This is a genomic window from Serratia surfactantfaciens (assembly GCF_001642805.2).
Lineage (GTDB): Bacteria > Pseudomonadota > Gammaproteobacteria > Enterobacterales > Enterobacteriaceae > Serratia > Serratia surfactantfaciens.
This window is the reverse complement of the sequence record NZ_CP016948.1, coordinates 4,835,744-4,854,192: the sequence shown is the minus strand read 5'-3', so window position 1 is coordinate 4,854,192 and position 18,449 is coordinate 4,835,744. Positions and strand designations below refer to the sequence as shown.

Sequence of the window (18,449 nt, the reverse complement as noted above, 5' to 3'; positions counted from 1 at the left end):
CTAGTCTCCAGAATCTATCAATTCAATCTGCTCGGCATGCAGAACCAATTTGCTCAGCCCGTTGCGCCCTTGATGGCAGCTTACAAAGCCTTGCACGGTAATCTGACTGCCGACCGTTAATCTTTGAGTTAGTGCTTGTGACTGTTGTCCGCTGACAACCACGGGCATTCGGCACCATGCTTGTCTGCTGAATCCGGCTTCCATCTGCTGCGAACGGTGCTCTAGCACAAATTGGCAGTGTGGTATCCCGGAAGGACTCACTTTTCGAACCGGCGCCTTGCACACAGTGCCCGACAAAACCAGACGATTAGCCGTCACGGCGGCAATTACTCTTCAGAATCCCCAGCATCTGCATCATCTGCGGTTTCGTTAGCGAAGTCTTCGCGGCGATCGCCACGACGTTCGTCTTTCGCTTTAACCATCGGAGATGCTTCAGTTACCGCGTGCTTAACGCGCATAACCATGCTGCGGATAACGGCGTCGTTGAAGCGGAAGTTAGTTTCCAGCTCATCGATCGCTTCCTGCGGCGCTTCAACGTTCAGCAGAACGTAGTGAGCCTTGTGCAGTTTGTTGATCGGATAAGCCAGCTGACGGCGGCCCCAGTCTTCCAGACGGTGAATCTGACCTTGCGCGTTAGTGATGGTAGCACTGTAACGCTCGATCATGCCCGGAACCTGTTCGCTTTGGTCAGGATGGACCATAAAAACGATTTCGTAATGACGCATCGAATTGCTCCTTACGGATTATTCAGCCTCCTGTCAGGGTCAACCGCGGCCCATGGAAGCAAGGAACGTGTTTAGTGTGCGGCTGAAAAATGACGCGTAATCATACTGACGCAGGGCGGGAAACTCAAGGACTGCGTGGGTTTTATTCGCGTTAATGCGAGGCGCTATGGGAAATAGCACGATTTGCTCGTGGGTGAACCTATGTACGCCGATCCATCGGTTTCAAAAATCTTTCAATGAAATCAGCGCTGAGTCACAAATCTATTTCATTTTTTTTGAAAAAGGTCATCAAAACACCCCGCTTTTTAATCCGCCGCAACGGACTAAAATTAACCATATCCGCCGCAGACAGCGCGACGAAAAAGATTCCAGGTTATTCAATGCAGATAAATGACTTTTTGCCGCAGCGACACTCGCTGTCAGGCCGTAACGGCAAGAAGTTAAGAGAGGCACTATGAAACGCATCATGCTCGCGACGGCGCTGGCCGCCCTGTTCTCCGCCAACGTAATGGCCGCGACGGAGATCACCTCGCACCAGGCCGATCAACGCCAGAGCGTCGGCTTCGTCACCCTGAACCAGAACGTGGTTTCGCCGGATGACGCCACCAGCCAGGTCAGTAAAATCGCCGATCAACGCGGCGCAACCTCTTATCGCATCATCGCCCTGCACGAACCGGGCGACAACAGCACGATGCACGTCAGCGCCGAGCTGTACCGCTAAAGAGACACGCCACGCCAGGGAAATCCCCAGGGCTTCACCAGAGAGCCCGTTAAGTCCACTCAGGAGCGCCGCACGTTGGGCGCTCCACTACTTCCCACGCCAATCAGAGCTTGAGCAACGCCGGCGCACTGAGCGCCTTGCCCAGATTGTGCAACTGCAACGCCATCCGCAGATAGTGGGTGCGCGTTTGCAGCAGCTCGGTACTTTCCGCCAGGGTCGCCCGCTGCTCGAAAGAGAGCGCCCCCGCCGCGGCAGTGTGAGTGGCCGCTGCTTTCGGCGCGAAAGAGAACAGTGCCGTCATGTTTTGCACCGTATGCGCGGTAATGCGCGACAGCGGATTAGCCTTGTTTTGCCGCGCTTTGCCGTCGGCGGCGCCCAACAGCTCGCTGAAGGCCGCTGATTTAACCTCGGCGCGCGCTTTTATCGTTCCCATCAAACTGCGATCGGCGTCGGCCGTCTTGCTGATACCCTTTATCATGCCCTGCTCCTTGCTGCCCCAGAAAGAATTCACGCTGACATTCTCCCCTTCGGGCGGCCAAACGATGGCCGAAACAACCTGCGCAGAGCGCTGTAATTCCCTGCATCGCGCCCGGATGCGCATTACAACTCGCGGCGGAAGAAATCGGTGGTGGCGGACAGCGCCAACGGCGTGATGCGATGCTTCACCCCCGGCTCGACGAGCGACGTCAAACGGCCGTCCGCGCCTTGCCGCCGCAGTTCGGCCGCCAAACGCAGGCTGTCCGCCGCCGGCACCACGTCGTCCGTCTCGCCGTGCCACAGCAGCAGCGGCCGCCCGGCGATCTGCGCCAAACGCCCCTCCAGTTCATACTCCGCCAGCACGGCGGTGCGCGCGGCATACGCCGCCGGCGAGAGCGCCTCGCCCCGTTCGCCCAACGGCGGATACAGCGTGTGCGCCAGCGAACGGTAATAACCGGAGCCCATCAGGCTGGCGGCCGCCCGGATCCACGGGAAGCGCGCGAAGGCGCCGAGCGCGGTCATGCCGCCCATTGAGGCGCCGGCGACGCCGATGCGTCCGTCGGCAATCAGGCCGAGCCGCTCAAAATGCGCTTTGACCTGCGGCAGTTCGTCGATATTGCTGCGCAAGATCTCCCAGAACGATGCCAGGCGCCGCGTCTCATCGCCGTCGAACCGCTCGCCGTGCCGATCGGCATCCGGCAGCACCGTTCGAAAACCGGCACGCGCCAGCGCATAGGCGAAGTAGGCGTACACCTCTTTCGACGAGGTATAGCCATGGCAGAAGAACACCGTCGGCAGCGGCCGATGATACTGCCCCGCCGGCACCGCATGGATCACCGCAATATCGCCCGCCCGCTCGTCATGAATTTCGATCATCCGCTCATCCTCAATCACCTGTTGGCATTCATCATGACAAACTTGCACGAAGCAGCGATAGCTCAATCTGTTACAGCTTATATTGCGTTACACTGAAGCCATCGCACCGGCGCTTCCGAGGTCACCATGACGATTGTCCGTACACTCATTAGCCTGACTCTGGCCACACAGCTTTCCGCCTGCGGCATCATGACCACCACGCCGAAACCGCCGCCGCCGCCCACCGCACAGGCGCAGGAGATCGTTCGCGCGCAAACCGCCGAGCTGGTGAAAACCGGCACCGTCACCGCCGTGGTACGCGGCAGCCCGATGGACGTGGAAGCGGAGATCCAGCGCAAGGCCACCGCCGCCGGCGCTCGTTATTACGTGATCATTATGAACAGCGAGACCGTCGTGCCGGGCCAATGGTATTCCCAAGCGATCCTGTATCGCTAAGGTGAGGATTTTTTAAGCAGATTTACACTAGCTTTGCACTGGCTGAAGCAGGGTGTTGCACACTGAGGGACAGCATGCCGCATGTTGCGGGTGTCGAATCAGGATCTGACGAAGGGGAACGCCATGAAACGCTCCACCGCACTCACCTCCCTCTTGCTTTCCATGGGGTTGCTCAGCACCGGCGCACAGTCCGCCGAGCTGGCGCCCGCCGATCGCGTGACGCCGCTCAGTGAAATCGCCGAGATCACCTTCAACGATCTGCCCGGCTCACCGCAGGAGGCGGAACTGGCCATCGCCCGCACCGCCGACCAACACGGCGCCAGCTATTACCGCATCCTGCGGATGGAAGAGCAGGCGCACCCGCCTGGCTGGCGCGCCTCGGCGATCTTATACCTTTAGTAGCTCATGCAAGCCGCATTCAACACGCCGCCGCTGACGGAGACGCCCCCCAGGAAAATCCCGGCGGCCAGATGGTTGGCTTCGATCTTGTCGCTGATGCGCGGCATGTAGATCTTCACGGCCGCGAACAGCAGCAGTTGCACCACCAGCGCCACCACGCCCCACAGCAGGTAATCCAGCAGGCTGATCGAGTTGATCGCCGCGCTGGCCAACGGGATCACATACCCCAGGCAGGCACCGATGAAAGCAAAGGCGGCGGATTGATTATCGGCCTTGATCAGCGCCCATTCGTCGTGCGGAGTGATACGGGTATAGACGAACAGAAACACCAAAATCATGGCGAAACCGCTGAAGAAGTAAGAGGCGAACGCCGCCAACGCGCTGAGAATATCCATGTGCATTTTCCTGTCAGAGTGAGGCTGAATTAAAAAGGTTTTCGCCGCCGCGCGCCACCCTTTTCCCTAGCCGCCGATGGCGCGGTTCAACAGCAGCTCGCACACCTCGGCCGACAGCAGGCTCTCACCGCGGTGATCCAGCGTCAGGTGACACCAGGCATCGGCGATCTGCGGGCTGGCGTGCTGCAGCAGCTGCGCGGCGCAGCACAGATCGAACAGCTGCTGGGTCAGCAACCGCCCCATCTCCTCGCTCGGTTGCCGGGCGCGCTGCTGCCACTGCCGCCAGGCATGATCGAACAGCCGATTCTGACCGCGCACCGGCTGCAGCTCGAACTGCAACATCTCGAGCGCGCCCGGCAGCTTGTGCAAGCTGCGCAGCACGTCCAGGCACATGATGTTGCCGGAACCCTCCCAGATGCTGTTGACCGGCATCTCGCGGTACAGACGCGGCAGCTCGCTCTCTTCGCAGTAGCCGATACCGCCCAGCACCTCCATCGCCTCGGCGATGAACGGCATGCCCTGCCGGCAGATGCTGTATTTGGCCGCTGGCGTCAGCAGGCGGCTGTAAATCAGCTCGCCCTCATTGCTGCGGCTCTCCCAGGCGCGGGCCAGCCGGAACAGCAACGCGGTATGCCCTTCCAGCCGCAGCGCCATGCGCGCCAGAACCTGGCGCATCAGCGGTTGTTCGATCAGGAGCTTACCGAATGCCTGCCGCTGCAGCGCATGATACAGCGCCACCGACAGCCCGCGGCGCATCAGGCCGTGGCTGCCCAGTGAGCAGTCGAAACGGGTCAGGCCGCCCATTTTCAGGATGTGCCGCACGCCGTCGCCCTCATCGCCCAGCAGCCAGGCGGTGGCGTCCTGAAACTCCACTTCGCTGCTGGCGTTGGAGCGGTTGCCCAGCTTGTCTTTCAGCCGCTCCAGGCGAATGGCGTTGCGGCTGCCGTCCGGCAAAATGCGCGGCAGGAAGAAACAGGACAACCCGCCTTCGGCCTGCGCCAGCACCAGGTGCGCATCGCTCTGCGGCACCGAGAAGAACCACTTGTGCCCCACCAGCCGGTAGGCTTCGCCCGGCCCGCGCGCGCCTAACGGCGTGGCAGTGGTGGTATTGCTCAATACGTCGGAGCCGCCCTGCTTCTCCGTCATGCCCATGCCGATCAGCAGGCCGCGTTTTTGCCCGCCCGGCAGCAGATGAGCGTCATAACGATCCGACAGCAGCGGCGTCAACCAGGAGCGAAACTCAGCCGGTAACGTCTGCAGCAACAGCGGCGTGGCGCCGAAGGTCATGGTCACCGGGCACAGGGTGCCGGCCTCGACCTGAGCATGCAGCATAAAGCGCGCGGCGCGCGCCACGAAGGAACCGATGCGCGCATCCTCCTGCCAGGGCAGGTTGTGCACCCGGTTGGCGATCAGCCCCTGCATCAGGATATGCCAGGCCGGGTGAAAGCGGACGTCGTCCAGTCGCTGGCCGGTGGCGTCGTAGCGCAGCAGCTCCGGCGGGTTGGCGTTGGCCAGCCGCCCCAGCTCCAGCGACTCCTGCGTGCCGAGCTGCTGGCCCAGCGAAGCCAATACCTCGGCGTCCCAACCGCCTTGCTCGCGCTGCAACGCTTCACGCAGCGGCGTATCGGAGAGAAACAGGTTGCTGTTGCCGAGCGGCTTGGGTTGGTTAAAAACGGTGTGCGTAGTCCAGACCATGAGAGTGCTCCCTGAAAAAAGCGTCAGGAGTAAGTATGGTCGGCGCAGGGATTTCTGCCGCAGGCGGGATCACAAGAGGGGGAATTAACGGGGGCACTGCGCCCCCGTCAGGAGAATCAGCCGCGCTGACGCACCGCTTCGAACAGGCAGATGCCGGTGGCGACCGACACGTTCAGCGAAGAGACGGTACCGGCCATCGGGATGCTGATCAGCTCGTCGCAGTGTTCGCGGGTCAGGCGGCGCATGCCTTCGCCTTCCGCGCCCATCACCAGCGCCATCGGGCCGGTCATTTTGCTCTGATACAGCGTATGGTCGGCTTCGCCGGCGGTGCCCACCACCCAGACATTCATTTCCTGCAACAGACGCAGCGTGCGCGCCAGGTTGGTCACGCGGATCAACGGCACGTTTTCGGCGGCGCCGCAGGCCACTTTCTTGGCGGTGGCGTTCAACTGGGCGGAACGGTCACGCGGCACGATCACCGCGTGCACGCCGGCCGCATCGGCGCTGCGCAGGCAGGCACCGAGGTTGTGCGGGTCGGTCACGCCGTCCAGCACCAGCAGGAACGGCGTCTCTACGCTCTCCAGCAGGCCCGGCAGATCGTTCTCCTGATACTGGCGCCCTTCGCGCACCCGGGCGATGATCCCCTGGTGCACCGCGCCTTCAACCTTGTCATCCAGCCATTGGCGGTTCGCCACCTGGATCACGATGCCGGTCGCTTCCAGCTCGGCGATCAGCGGTTGCAGGCGGCGATCTTCGCGGCCTTTCAGGATAAACACTTCCAGGAAGCGTTGCGGGTCGCGCTCTAACAGGGCTTTGACGGCGTGGATGCCGTAAATAATTTCGCTCATGATGCTCTTTTAAATTCGTGCGGCCGGCGATAACCGGCCGATGATAACGATGTGCGGCAGGTTAGGCCTGCTCGGCACCTTTCTTCTTGGCTGCGCGTTTGGCTTTGGTCGCCGCCGCGATTTTCCGCGTTTTGTCGGACGCTTTCTTGGCTTTCTTTTTCGCCTTCTTCACGTTGTCCGCAGGCTTTGCGTCATCCTGCTTGCGGAAGGCGCTGTCCGGCTCGAAGTTGGCCGGCGGTTTGCCGCCGCGGCGCTTGCCGCGCCCTGCGCTACCGTTGTCGCGCAGCGTACGCTGGCCGCCTTTCTTGGCGCGATCGCGCTCGGTTTTGCCTTCACCGCGCGCTTTGCGGGTGCTGGACACCAGCGCGAAGTCGATCTTGCGCTCGTCCATATGCACCGCGTCCACGCGGATCTCCACCGTATCCCCCAGGCGATAGACCGTGCCGGAAGACTCGCCGATCAGGCGCTGGCCGATATTATCGTAGCGATAGTAATCATTATCCAGCGTTGATACGTGCACCAGCCCGTCGATAAACAGATCGTTCAGGCGCACGAAGAAGCCGAAACCGGTCACGCTGGAGATGATGCCGCTGAACACTTCACCGACGTGATCCTGCATGAAGTCGCACTTCAGCCAGTCGGCGACGTTGCGCGTCGCTTCGTCCGCGCGGCGCTCGGTCATCGAACAGTGTTCGCCCAGCTGCAGCATCTCTTCGAATTCGCTGTGCCAGCCGCCGGTCGGCGTCCAGCGCTCTTTCGGCTCGCTGTGTTCCTTGGCCAGCTGATATTTGATCGCGCGGTGCAGCGCCAGATCCGGATAACGGCGGATCGGCGAGGTGAAGTGGCCGTAAGAGGCCAGCGCCAGGCCGAAGTGGCCGCGGTTTTCCGGATCGTAAATCGCCTGCTTCATCGAGCGCAGCAACATGGTTTGCAGCATTTCGTGGTCAGGGCGCTCGGACACTTCATCCATCAGCACCGCATAGTCCTTCGGCTGCGGCTTATTACCGCCGCCCAGCGTCAGCCCCAGCTCGCTCAGCACGCTGCGCAGCGCGGAGATGTGGTCGTCGCTCGGACGATCGTGCACGCGGTACAGCGCCGGCTCGTTGCGTTTCTCGACGAAGCGCGCGGCCGCCACGTTGGCCATGATCATGCACTCTTCGATCAGCTTGTGGGCGTCGTTGCGCACCGTCGGCTCTACGCGCTCGATGCGACGCTCGGCATTGAAGATGAATTTGGCTTCTTCGGTTTCGAACGCGATGCCGCCGCGCTCGGCGCGCGCCTTATCCAGCACCTTGTACATGGCGTGCAGCTCTTCCAGGTGCTTGACCAGCGGGTGGTAATGCTCGCGCAGCTCCTGATCGCCCTGCAGAATGTGCCACACCTTGTTGTAGGTCAGGCGGGCGTGAGAGCTCATTACCGCCTCGTAGAACTTGGCCGTCGACAGGCGCCCCTGGGCGGAGATGGTCATCTCGCACACCATGCACAGGCGATCGACCTGCGGGTTCAGGGAGCACAGCCCGTTGGACAGCACTTCCGGCAGCATCGGGATCACCTGCGACGGGAAATAGACCGAGTTGCCGCGGCTACGCGCTTCATCGTCCAGCGCGGTGCGCGGACGCACGTAGTAGCTGACGTCGGCGATCGCCACCCACAGGCGCCAGCCGCCGCCGCGTTTCTTCTCGCAGTACACAGCATCATCGAAGTCGCGCGCGTCTTCACCGTCGATGGTGACCAACGGCAGCTTGCGCAGATCGACGCGGCCCTTCTTGGCCGCTTCCGGCACCTGCTCGCTGAGATCGGCCACCTGTTTTTCCACCTGCGGCGGCCAGGTATGCGGGATCTCATGGGTGCGCAGCGCGATGTCCACCGCCATGCTGGTGCCCATTTTGTCGCCGAGGATCTCGACGATCTTGCCGACCGCCTTGGTGCGGCGGGTCGGACGCTGAGTCAGCTCCACCACCACCATAAAGCCCATGCGCGCGCCGCTGACGTTGTCCGCCGGGATCAGAATATCAAAGCTCAGACGGCTGTCGTCCGGCACCACAAAGCCGGTACCGGCGTCCATGAAGAAACGGCCGACGATCTGACTGTTTTTCGGCACCAGCACGCGCACGATGCGCGCCTCGCGACGCCCTTTACGGTCTGCGCCCAGCGCCTGCGCCAGCACCACGTCGCCGTGGATCGCCATTTTCATCTGTTCGGCGGACAGGTACAGATCGTCTTTGCTGCCCTCAACGCGCAGGAAGCCGTATCCGTCGCGGTGGCCGATCACCGTGCCGCGCAGCAGATCCAAACGTTCCGGCAGCGCGTAGCACTGGCGGCGGGTAAACACTAACTGGCCATCGCGCTCCATGGCGCGCAGGCGGCGGCGCAGCGCTTCCAGCTGCTCTTCGCCGCTGAGGCCCAGTTCGTTGCCCAGTTCTTCGCGGCTGGCCGGCGTTTCTCGTTTCGCCAAATGGGCCAGGATATATTCACGGCTGGGGATGGGGGATTCGTATTTTTCTGCTTCTCGTTCCAGGAATGGATCTTGTGACATTGCGGTTCCTCCGTTGTCATCAGCAGGATGACGTTGAGCCTTGTCTTCTCAACGTCGTTTTATTCGACAAGCAATAGCTTGTAGAGCGGCGGATTGTCTTCGACCATGTCGGCCAACGTATGCTTATCCAGCTCTTCAAGGAAATTCTGTACGCCCTGCTGGAGCACCTGCTTCAGTCGGCAGGCAGGGGTGATGTGGCAAAACTCGCTGCTGCAGTTAACCAGCGCAAGCGGCTCCAGCGCCCGCACTACGTCGCCGAGGCGAATGCTCTCGGCCGGTTTGCCCAAACGGATACCGCCATGCTTGCCGCGCACCGCCGTGACAAAACCCACCCGGCTCAACTGATTGATGATCTTCACCATATGGTTGCGAGACACGCCGTAAACCTCGGTCACTTCCGAGATGCTGGTCATCTTGTCCTGCGGCAACGAGGCCATGTAGATCAACGCCCGCAGGCCATAATCAGTAAAACTTGTTAACTGCACATCTTACCTCTGGGTATCACTTTACCCGTCTGATACGCCGCTTTTCGGCGCTATTCAAAAGATTACTCATTGGATAATAAACCAGCCGGAGAGTTCGTCGCTAATTATTTAGCGAATCCCGCACCCTAAGGCGGGTTTATGAAAGGATTTTTTGACGTGAAACCGCAATCGGAGGGAGTCAGGATAAAAACAAACCGGGACGCGCCCGGTTTGTTTAGTGCCGCAAAGCCTGATTATGCGTCGAACGGGTCGCGCAGGATCATGGTTTCGCTGCGATCCGGGCCGGTAGAGATGATGTCTACCGGTACGCCGGTCACTTCTTCGATGCGCTTGATGTAGTTCAGCGCAGCCTGAGGCAGCTTGCTGTGCTCTTTCACGCCAAAGGTGGTTTCGCTCCAGCCCGGCATGGTTTCGTAGATAGGCTCAATGCCTTCCCAGCCTTCTGCCGCCAGCGGAGTGGTGTCCACTTCGCGGCCGTCCGGCATGCGGTAACCCACGCAGATCTTCACTTCTTTCAGGCCGTCCAGGACGTCCAGTTTGGTCAGGCAGAAGCCGGACAGTGAGTTGATCTGCACCGCACGACGCACCGCTACGGCATCCAGCCAGCCGGTACGACGACGACGGCCGGTGGTGGCGCCGAACTCGTTACCCTGCTTGCACAGGTACTCGCCGGTTTCATCGAACAGTTCGGTTGGGAACGGACCTGCACCCACGCGAGTAGAGTAAGCTTTCACGATGCCCAGCACGTAGTCCACATAACGTGGGCCAATGCCGGAACCGGTAGCTACGCCGCCTGCGGTGGTGTTGGAAGAGGTCACGTACGGATAGGTGCCGTGGTCGATATCCAGCAGGGTGCCCTGAGCGCCTTCGAACATGATCAGATCGCCACGCTTGCGCGCGCCGTCCAGCAGTTCGGAAACGTCAACCACCATGGCGGTCAGGATGTCGGCGATAGACAGCACATAGTCCAGCGTCGCCTGATAATCGACGGCTTCAACTTTGTAGTAGTTGACCAGCTGGAAGTTGTGGTAATCGACGATCTCTTTCAGCTTAACGGCGAAGGTTTCTTTGTTGAACAGGTCGCCGACGCGCAGGCCGCGACGAGCCACTTTATCTTCGTAAGCCGGGCCGATGCCGCGACCGGTGGTGCCGATCGCTTTCGCGCCGCGCGCTTTCTCACGCGCGTTATCCAACGCAACGTGGTAAGGCAGGATCAACGGGCAAGCTTCAGACAGTAACAGACGTTCGCGTACCGGGATGCCACGCGCTTCGAGTTCACCCATTTCTTTCATCAACGCGTCCGGCGCCAGAACAACACCGTTGCCGATGATGCTGGTGACGTTTTCACGCAGAATACCTGAAGGAATTAAATGAAGGACGGTTTTTTCACCGTTGATTACCAGAGTGTGGCCAGCGTTATGGCCACCTTGGTAGCGCACAACATATTGAGCCCGTTCAGTCAGCAGGTCTACAACCTTGCCTTTACCTTCGTCACCCCATTGGGTGCCCAGTACGACGACGTTCTTACCCATTTTTCAAAATCACCGATTGCTTAAAAATGGATTCTACCACCGTAATTTTCGATTTTCAGCACTTTTAGCATACGATTGCATAAATTTTGGGCTAGACTTTAAAGACCCGTGCGGCCGCTCAACATGTAGTAGATCACGCAGCCCGCAACCACTATTCCACCGCCAAATCGCCGCAGCGTCGCGTCCGGCAGCTGCGACATCGCCACAATCATTTTGCGCCAGGCCTGCGGAAACAGCATCGGCCCCAATCCTTCCAGTACCAGAACCAGCCCAAGCGCCAGCCAAATCGTTGAGTTCATGCATCCCCCAAAAACGAGAAAGGGCCCGCGTAAACGGGCCCTCGATCAGATTGCCTGCCGCGCTTATTTGCGCAGGGTATCAGGCGACTTCATGTAGCGGAAGAAATCGCTGTCCGGGCTCAGTACCAGCACATCCTGGTTGTCCTTGAAGCTGGCTTCATAGGCGCGCAGGCTGCGGATAAAGGCATAGAAGTCCGGATCCTGGCTGAACGCATTGGCGAACAGTTTGGCCGCTTCGGCATCGCCTTCACCGCGGGTGATACGCGCCTGACGCTCGGCTTCCGCCAGGGTACGGGTCACTTCGTAGTCCGCGCTGGCGCGCAGCTTCTCGGCTTCTTCCTGGCCTTGCGAGCGCAGACGACGGGCTACCGCTTCACGCTCGGCGCGCATACGCTGGTAGATGGCGTCGGACACTTCGGCCGGCAGGTTGATCTGCTTGATACGCACGTCGATCACTTCGATGCCCAGCGCCGCCATGCTGTTCGGGTTCACCTGCGGCTGTTTGCCGGTGGTTTCCCGCTCAACGCGCGCCGCCGCAGAGGCGATAGCGTCATCGGCTTCGGTGGTCGCCACTTCCTCGCCGTCGCCCACGGTGCCGGTGTTCAGCGCGTCACGCACGTCGGACATCAGCTTGCCGCGCGAGTCGGTCACGATGTCTTTCACGTCCAGGCGGCCGATTTCGGAACGCAGACGGTCGCTGAACTTACGTTTCAGCAGCACTTCAGCCTGGGAGACGTCGCCGCCGCCGGTCGCCAGATAGTAACGGCTGAAATCGCTGATGCGCCACTTCAGATAGGAGTCGACGATCAGGTCTTTCTTCTCGCTGGTCACGAAGCGATCGGCCTGGTTGTCCATGGTCTGGATACGCGCATCCAGGTTCTTCACGGTTTCAATGAACGGGATCTTGAGGTGCAGACCCGGCGCATACACCAGCGGCTTGTTTTCGCCGTCGCGCAGAACCTTGCCGAAGCGCAGCACGATGCCGCGCTGACCTTCCTGCACCACGAACAGCGAAGCGTACAGCACCACCAGCACCGCGAGGACAATAACTACAAAAGACTTACGCATTGATTACTCTCTCCCTACGCGAGTGGTGTCGTCACGCTGCGCATTCGCCCGGCGCTGATCCATAATCGAACCGCCGCTGGTGCGCGGAGCGCTGCTGTTGGCAGCCGGCGCAGGATTCGGATTGAGGCGAATCAGGCTGGTATCCTTGTTGCCGCTCTCCGGTGCCGCGCCTTGGCCGCGCAGCATCTGATCCAACGGCAGCACCATCAGGTTGTTGCCTTTGTCGCTCACCAACACCTTACGGGTATGGCCCAGCACTTTTTCCATGGTTTCGATATACAGACGCTCGCGGGTGATCTGCGGAGCGGACTTGTATTCCGGCAACAGTTTGGCAAAGCGCGCCACCTCACCCTGAGCTTCCAGGATGGTGCGGTCTTTATAAGCCTTGGAGTCTTCCAGCAGACGCTGCGCCTGGCCGTTCGCACGCGGCTGAACTTCGTTGGCGTAAGCTTCCGCTTCACGGATGTATTGCTGCTCGTTCTCACGCGCGGCGATCGCATCGTCGAACGACGCCTTCACCTCTTCCGGCGGACGCGCCGCCTGGAAGTTGACGTCCAGCAGCGTGATGCCCATGTTGTAAGGACGAATGGTCTCTTCCAGCATGCGCTGCGTGTCGTTACGCACCACGGTACGGCCTTCGGTCAGGATGCGGTCCATCGAGTATTTACCGATCACGCCGCGCAGGGCGCTGTCGGTCGCCTGGCTCAGGCTGTCGTCGGCATTGACGACGCTGAACAGGTACGCTTCCGGGTTGGTCACGCGGTACTGCACGTTCATTTCCACGCGCACCACGTTTTCATCGGAGGTCAGCATCACGCCGGACGCCGCCAGCTCGCGCACGGATTCCACGTTCACCGGACGCACGTCGTCGATGAAGGTCGGTTTCCAGTTCAGGCCCGGCTGCACCAGGTGGCTGAACTTGCCGAAACGCGTCACGACGCCGCGCTCGGCTTCCTTGATGGTGTAGAAGCCGCTGGCGGCCCAGATCACCACCACGGCGACCGCCGCGATACCGATAATGCGGCCGCTGAAGCCCGGACCAGAGGTGCCGGTGCCGCCGCTATTGCTGTTGGAGCCTTTGCCCCCGCCGAAACCGCTCAATTTCTTGCTCAGTTTGCGGAAGATATCGTCCAAATCAGGTGGCCCTTGATCACGACCGCCTTTGTTGTTACCGCCAGAGTTGCCGCCATTGTTATTGCTGCTCCCCCACGGGTCGCGGTCCTGTCCGTTATTACCGGGCTGATTCCACGCCATGTTTTAGCTCCATATTCTGTGATTGGGTACTTCAGGCTTTCGCGAAGCATAAATGTAACAGGATATGATCATACGATAAAGTCAATCAGGTCCTGTTCTTGCTTGCAGAGACGACGCCATTCGACGATCGGCATTCGCACCACCACGCCAATGCTGCCGTCCTCCTCGTTCCACTCTTTTTCAATCGCCTGAAGCTGGTAAAAACGGCTGCGAAGACGGCCTGCCCGTGGCGGTAAGCGCAATTCGTAATGCGCGATCTCCCCCGATAAGCGCTCCGTCAACGCCTGATACAGCAACGGAATACCCTCTCCGCTGGCGGCGGACAGCCACACCCGGATCGGCAGGTTTTCGTCGTTGCGGTCGATACGCGGCACAAAATCGTCCAGCATATCTATTTTGTTCATCACTAACAGTGTAGGGATTTCATCCGAGTCGATCTCCGCCAGCACGGTGTTCACCGCTTCGATGTTCTCATCGACGCGCGGATCCGCCGCGTCGATGACGTGCAGCAGCAGCGATGCCTGGCGCGTCTCCTGCAGCGTCGCCTTGAAGGCGGCCACCAGATCGTGCGGCAGGTGCCGGATAAAGCCTACGGTATCCGCCAACACGGTATCTCCCACGTCCGGCACATCAATGCGCCGCAACGTAGGATCCAGGGTGGCAAATAGCTGGTCCGCCGCATACACCTCGGCAGACGTTATTCGGTTAAACAGGGTGGATTTGCCGGCGTTGGTGTAGCCCACCAGCGATACGGTCGGCACATCGGCGCGGGTCCGCGCGCGTCGGCCTTGTTCACGCTGCTTCTCTACCCGCTCCAGGCGGCGCAGAATCAAGCTGATGCGATCGCGCAACAGGCGACGGTCGGTCTCAAGCTGGGTTTCCCCCGGCCCGCGCAGGCCAATCCCCCCTTTTTGCCGCTCCAGGTGCGTCCAGCCGCGCACCAGACGCGTGGCGATGTGACGCAACTGCGCCAGCTCCACCTGCAGCTTACCTTCATGGGTGCGGGCACGCTGGGCAAAGATGTCTAAAATCAACCCGGTGCGGTCGATCACCCGGCATTCGCACAGGCGCTCAAGGTTTCTTTCCTGCGCCGGGGAAAGGGAATGATCAAACAGGACAACAGACGCGCCGCTGGCTTTCACCGCATCTGCAATTTCTTCGGCCTTTCCTTCGCCGACAAAGTACTTCGGATGCGGGGCTTTGCGGCTACCAGTCACCACTTGCAAAGCTTCGACACCGGCTGAGGAAACCAACGATTCGAACTCGTTGAGGTCTTCCGTATCTTTGTCTTGCGAGAAATAGATATGAACCAGTACGGCCTGCTCACCGGCTTCATAACGGTCAAACAAGCGTGCAACCTCTCAAACGGACACTCACCGTGAGTTTGGGGGACATAAACAGCGCGCGGCTGCTTATGCTCCCCGTCATGGTTGACTTGCAACGCGCTTTATTCAGCGTCATCGCTTTCCTGCTGCGACTGTTGCTGCGCAGACGGATTGTTGCCATGGTGATAGTTGCTTGAACCGCCGCTCGGGTTGTTGCTGTGATGCGAAACCGGACGTGACGGGACAACGGTAGAGATAGCGTGCTTGTACACCATCTGGCTAACCGTGTTCTTCAACAGGATGACAAACTGGTCAAAAGACTCAATCTGGCCTTGCAGCTTAATACCATTCACCAAATAAATAGAAACCGGAACACGTTCACGACGCAATGCGTTCAGGAACGGATCTTGCAAAGATTGCCCCTTAGCCATTCTATCTTTTCCTTATTTGCTTGTTGTTTGTAACTAAGAACCTGTCGGCTCTAAAATAAACGACGTAAAAATTTGCGCGCTGAATACTCAGCAATTGTACACAATCACCCAACCTATGCACTAACAACCTGTGTCACCGAGTCCAAAGCCTCTCCCGGCTTTTCACTGTCCAACCAATGGACCGACTCCCAACCCCGTAACCAGGTCATCTGGCGTTTAGCCAACTGACGTGTTGCGCAAATACCACGATAAACCATCTCATCGTAACTAATTTCACCAGACAAGTATGACCACATCTGGCGGTAACCGACACAGCGAATGGAGGGCAAGTCCGTATGCAAATCACCCCGTGCGAAAAGTGCACGCGCTTCCGTCTCAAAACCCGCCGCCAACATTTGATGGTACCGCAGCTCGATGCGTTGATGGATCAACTCACGGCTGGTCGGCGCTATCGCAAATTGGTGAACTTGATACGGTAACGATTCACCCGAAATTTGAGTCAGTTCCGTTAAAGTTTTACCCGAAATAAAAAAAACTTCCAGTGCTCTGGACAGTCTCTGCGGATCATTCGGATGAATTCTCAATGCCGCGACCGGATCGATCGCCTGCAACTGCCGGTGCAACGCCTCCCAACCCAGCTCCGCCGCTTGCCGTTCGATGCGCTCGCGCACTGCGGGATCGGCGGACGGCAGCGGCGACAATCCTTCCAGCAACGCCTTGAAATACAACATGGTACCGCCCACCAGCAGCGGAATGCGCCCGGCGGCGGTGATGTCGGCCATCTCTTTCAGCGCGTCGGCGCGGAACTCCGCCGCCGAATAAGCTTCGGCGGGATCGCGGATATCGATCAGCCGGTGCGGCGCCTGCGCCAATTCTTCGGCGTTCGGCTTGGCGGTGCCGATATCCATGCCGCGATAAATCAGCGCGGAATCGACGCTGATCAGCTCCACCGGCAGGCGTTCGCGCAGCGCGATCGCCAGCGCGGTCTTGCCCGAGGCGGTCGGCCCCATGATGAAAATAGCCGGGGGACGTGGTGTCATTTCAGTTTCAGTCATGCTTGAGGGCCGCCAGTGCGGCCTGTAAATCAACGGGTTGTAAAAGTCCGCTCGGTGGCGATTTGACCAGCTGCGGGCAAAGTCGTTCAACGTCGGTCAGCAATTGTATCGCTTGCGAGGTGTTCCACTGTTCATGTTCGCTGCCAAGGCGACGAGCGAGCCAAGTAGCCAGCACCGCGGGCGATATCTCCTGATGTTCGGTCAGATAGCCTAACAGTTCGGGTATCAGTTTTTGTAAATTTTGTTGGCGTAATGGTAAAGGCACTGCGCGCAACGTCACACGGCCATGATCTGTCTGCAGATCCAGCCCCATCGCCGCCAACAGCGCCTGATGCCGCGCAATGGCCGCCGCTTCGTTTTTACTCAGCGTCAGCTTGATCGGGATCAGCAGCGGTTGCGGCCGCAGCCCCTCCGCCGACGGGTTGAGCTGCGCCTGACGCAGCCAGCGTTCGGCCACCGTCAGATTGAGCAGTGCCGGCAGTTGGCGCTGCTCAATCAACGCATAGCATGGCGGATAAATCATCAGCACCCGACCAAAACTATGCTGCCCGCCCGCCAGCGGTACTTCCGCTGCGGCTTTCACCGGCGGGAACAGCGGTGGCTTGCTCGGGGTTTCCGACTCGGCGTCGGCCGGCGGCTCTGCGGCGGGCTGGATCAGTTTGCCGTACAGCTCGCCTTCGCGTTTCTGGTAACCGCCCGCCGTTTGCCACCCCGGCTGCGGTGCGCGCTCGCGGGCGACGCCGGCCTGCGGCGGCGTTTCGCGGCGCGGCGCAGGCTGAGAAAAATGGTTGCCGCCGGCGGCGACGCGGTTTTCCTGCTGCCAGACCGGCGCTGGTTCTTCGTCAGGCGTTTCCGTCAGCGGCATCAGCGGCGTTTGGCCGGCCTGCTGCAGCACTGTGGTCACCGCCTGATAAATAAAATCGTGCACCAGCCGCGCCTGATGGAAACGCACCTCGTGCTTGGCGGGGTGAACGTTGACATCCACCTGGTGCGGATCGACCTCCAGGTACAGCACGTAAGCGGGCTGCTGATCGTCTTTCAACTGATCCTGATAGGCCTGACGAATGGCATGATTGATCAGCCGATCGCGCATCATGCGGCGGTTGACGTAGCAATACTGCATTTCACCCAGCTGACGCGCGCCGGCCGGATCCGCCACCCAGCCGCGGATGCTCAGATCGCCGTGCTGCCAGTCGATGTTCAGCGCATGCTGCAAAAACGCCGGGCCGCAGATGCTGCCCAAACGGCGCTCGTGTTGACTTTCTTCCTTCGCCGCCCGGTATTGGCGGATCAATTTGCCGTTATGGCTGAGGTTGATCGCCACATCGAAACGCGCCAGCGCGATGCGCCGCACCACTTCATCGATATGGCCGAATTCGGTTTTCTCGGTGCGCATGAACTTGCGACGCGCCGGGGTGTTGTAAAACAGATCCAGCACTTCCAGCGTGCTGCCGATCGGATGCGCGGCGGGTTTGACCGTCACCGCCTGCTCACGCCCTTCGGCGTAGGCTTGCCACGCTTCGCTCTGCTCGGCGGTGCGCGACGTCAGGGTTAAACGGGAAACCGAGCTGATACTGGCCAGCGCTTCGCCGCGAAAACCGAGGCTGACGATCGCCTCCAGGTCGTCGAGCGTGCTGATTTTACTGGTGGCATGCCGCGCCAGCGCCAGCGCCAGGTCGTCCTTGCCGATGCCGCAGCCATTGTCGCGAATGCGGATCAGCTTGGCGCCGCCGCGTTCAATATCGATGTCGATACGCGTCGCGCCGGCATCCAAGCTGTTTTCCACCAGCTCCTTGACCACCGACGCGGGGCGTTCAACCACCTCTCCGGCGGCGATCTGGTTGGCGAGCTGTGGCGGTAACACCTGGATAGGCATGCTGACTCCTGTAGCGA

21 protein-coding genes are annotated in these 18,449 nt (G+C 60.1%); 4 read left to right on the top strand and 17 right to left on the bottom strand.

Features of this window, described 5'->3' with window-relative positions:
- Entirely contained in the window at positions 1 to 318 is a 318-nt protein-coding gene (gene priB / locus ATE40_RS24435; protein WP_049233092.1) for a primosomal replication protein N, read from the bottom strand.
- Between the two features lie 8 nt (positions 319 to 326).
- Positions 327 to 725: a 30S ribosomal protein S6 gene (gene rpsF / locus ATE40_RS22640; RefSeq protein ID WP_004933634.1), complete on the bottom strand. Its 399-nt coding sequence runs from the start codon at positions 723 to 725 to the stop codon at positions 327 to 329.
- Between the two features lie 236 nt (positions 726 to 961).
- On the opposite strand from rpsF, the gene ATE40_RS24825 reads away from it, so the two are divergent.
- Both ATE40_RS24825 and ATE40_RS22635 read left to right on the top strand, forming a co-directional pair.
- Positions 962 to 1,183, top strand: a complete 222-nt coding sequence (locus ATE40_RS24825) for a hypothetical protein (RefSeq protein WP_139285582.1) — start codon at positions 962 to 964, stop codon at positions 1,181 to 1,183.
- Positions 1,180 to 1,446 (top strand): YdgH/BhsA/McbA family protein, encoded by a 267-nt coding sequence (locus ATE40_RS22635; protein WP_063918018.1) that lies wholly within the window; start codon positions 1,180 to 1,182, stop codon positions 1,444 to 1,446. Before ATE40_RS24825 ends, ATE40_RS22635 begins: the two co-directional genes overlap by 4 nt.
- A gap of 103 nt (positions 1,447 to 1,549) precedes the next feature.
- On the opposite strand, the gene ATE40_RS22630 is transcribed toward ATE40_RS22635, so the two are convergent.
- Positions 1,550 to 1,924, bottom strand: coding sequence for a hypothetical protein (locus ATE40_RS22630; RefSeq protein WP_063918017.1), 375 nt, complete (start codon positions 1,922 to 1,924; stop codon positions 1,550 to 1,552).
- Positions 1,925 to 2,046: 122 nt separating this feature from the next.
- A complete protein-coding gene (gene yjfP / locus ATE40_RS22625; RefSeq protein WP_063918016.1) occupies positions 2,047 to 2,799 on the bottom strand; it encodes an esterase in 753 nt (250 codons plus the stop codon).
- 126 nt (positions 2,800 to 2,925) lie between these two features.
- Between yjfP and bsmA the strand changes: the two genes are divergently transcribed.
- Positions 2,926 to 3,234 (top strand): biofilm peroxide resistance protein BsmA, encoded by a 309-nt coding sequence (gene bsmA, locus ATE40_RS22620; RefSeq protein WP_025159585.1) that lies wholly within the window; start codon positions 2,926 to 2,928, stop codon positions 3,232 to 3,234.
- Positions 3,235 to 3,357: 123 nt separating this feature from the next.
- A complete protein-coding gene (locus tag ATE40_RS22615; RefSeq protein WP_025159584.1) occupies positions 3,358 to 3,633 on the top strand; it encodes a YdgH/BhsA/McbA family protein in 276 nt (91 codons plus the stop codon).
- On the opposite strand, the gene ATE40_RS22610 is transcribed toward ATE40_RS22615, so the two are convergent.
- From ATE40_RS22610 to mutL, 13 genes are all read right to left on the bottom strand, one after another.
- The gene (locus ATE40_RS22610) at positions 3,630 to 4,028 is read right to left on the bottom strand and encodes a DUF350 domain-containing protein (protein ID WP_015376394.1); all 399 of its coding nucleotides are present in this window, start codon (positions 4,026 to 4,028) and stop codon (positions 3,630 to 3,632) included. The genes ATE40_RS22615 and ATE40_RS22610 overlap by 4 nt on opposite strands.
- A gap of 66 nt (positions 4,029 to 4,094) precedes the next feature.
- A complete protein-coding gene (locus ATE40_RS22605) occupies positions 4,095 to 5,723 on the bottom strand; it encodes an isovaleryl-CoA dehydrogenase (RefSeq protein ID WP_063918015.1) in 1,629 nt (542 codons plus the stop codon).
- Between the two features lie 116 nt (positions 5,724 to 5,839).
- Positions 5,840 to 6,571 carry a 23S rRNA (guanosine(2251)-2'-O)-methyltransferase RlmB gene (rlmB, locus tag ATE40_RS22600; RefSeq protein WP_004933653.1) on the bottom strand — a complete coding sequence of 244 codons (732 nt, stop codon included), beginning with the start codon at positions 6,569 to 6,571 and terminating at the stop codon, positions 5,840 to 5,842.
- 61 nt (positions 6,572 to 6,632) lie between these two features.
- Positions 6,633 to 9,107, bottom strand: coding sequence for a ribonuclease R (rnr, locus tag ATE40_RS22595; RefSeq protein WP_063918014.1), 2,475 nt, complete (start codon positions 9,105 to 9,107; stop codon positions 6,633 to 6,635).
- Between the two features lie 59 nt (positions 9,108 to 9,166).
- Positions 9,167 to 9,592: a nitric oxide-sensing transcriptional repressor NsrR gene (gene nsrR / locus ATE40_RS22590; protein WP_015376391.1), complete on the bottom strand. Its 426-nt coding sequence runs from the start codon at positions 9,590 to 9,592 to the stop codon at positions 9,167 to 9,169.
- 233 nt (positions 9,593 to 9,825) lie between these two features.
- The gene (locus tag ATE40_RS22585) at positions 9,826 to 11,124 is read right to left on the bottom strand and encodes an adenylosuccinate synthase (protein ID WP_025159583.1); all 1,299 of its coding nucleotides are present in this window, start codon (positions 11,122 to 11,124) and stop codon (positions 9,826 to 9,828) included.
- 98 nt (positions 11,125 to 11,222) lie between these two features.
- Positions 11,223 to 11,423, bottom strand: coding sequence for a DUF2065 domain-containing protein (locus ATE40_RS22580; RefSeq protein WP_004933666.1), 201 nt, complete (start codon positions 11,421 to 11,423; stop codon positions 11,223 to 11,225).
- A 63-nt stretch (positions 11,424 to 11,486) separates the two neighbouring features.
- Positions 11,487 to 12,491 carry a protease modulator HflC gene (hflC, locus tag ATE40_RS22575; RefSeq protein WP_004933669.1) on the bottom strand — a complete coding sequence of 335 codons (1,005 nt, stop codon included), beginning with the start codon at positions 12,489 to 12,491 and terminating at the stop codon, positions 11,487 to 11,489.
- A gap of 3 nt (positions 12,492 to 12,494) precedes the next feature.
- Positions 12,495 to 13,745, bottom strand: a complete 1,251-nt coding sequence (hflK, locus tag ATE40_RS22570) for an FtsH protease activity modulator HflK (RefSeq protein ID WP_019453380.1) — start codon at positions 13,743 to 13,745, stop codon at positions 12,495 to 12,497.
- A gap of 68 nt (positions 13,746 to 13,813) precedes the next feature.
- Positions 13,814 to 15,094, bottom strand: coding sequence for a ribosome rescue GTPase HflX (hflX, locus tag ATE40_RS22565; RefSeq protein WP_004933675.1), 1,281 nt, complete (start codon positions 15,092 to 15,094; stop codon positions 13,814 to 13,816).
- Between the two features lie 98 nt (positions 15,095 to 15,192).
- Positions 15,193 to 15,501, bottom strand: coding sequence for an RNA chaperone Hfq (gene hfq / locus ATE40_RS22560; protein ID WP_019453381.1), 309 nt, complete (start codon positions 15,499 to 15,501; stop codon positions 15,193 to 15,195).
- A 113-nt stretch (positions 15,502 to 15,614) separates the two neighbouring features.
- Complete coding sequence (gene miaA, locus ATE40_RS22555; protein ID WP_063918013.1) at positions 15,615 to 16,556, bottom strand: tRNA (adenosine(37)-N6)-dimethylallyltransferase MiaA; 942 nt, start codon at positions 16,554 to 16,556, stop codon at positions 15,615 to 15,617.
- Positions 16,549 to 18,432 (bottom strand): DNA mismatch repair endonuclease MutL, encoded by a 1,884-nt coding sequence (gene mutL, locus ATE40_RS22550; protein ID WP_063918012.1) that lies wholly within the window; start codon positions 18,430 to 18,432, stop codon positions 16,549 to 16,551. Before mutL ends, miaA begins: the two co-directional genes overlap by 8 nt.
- Positions 18,433 to 18,449 lie beyond the last annotated feature (17 nt).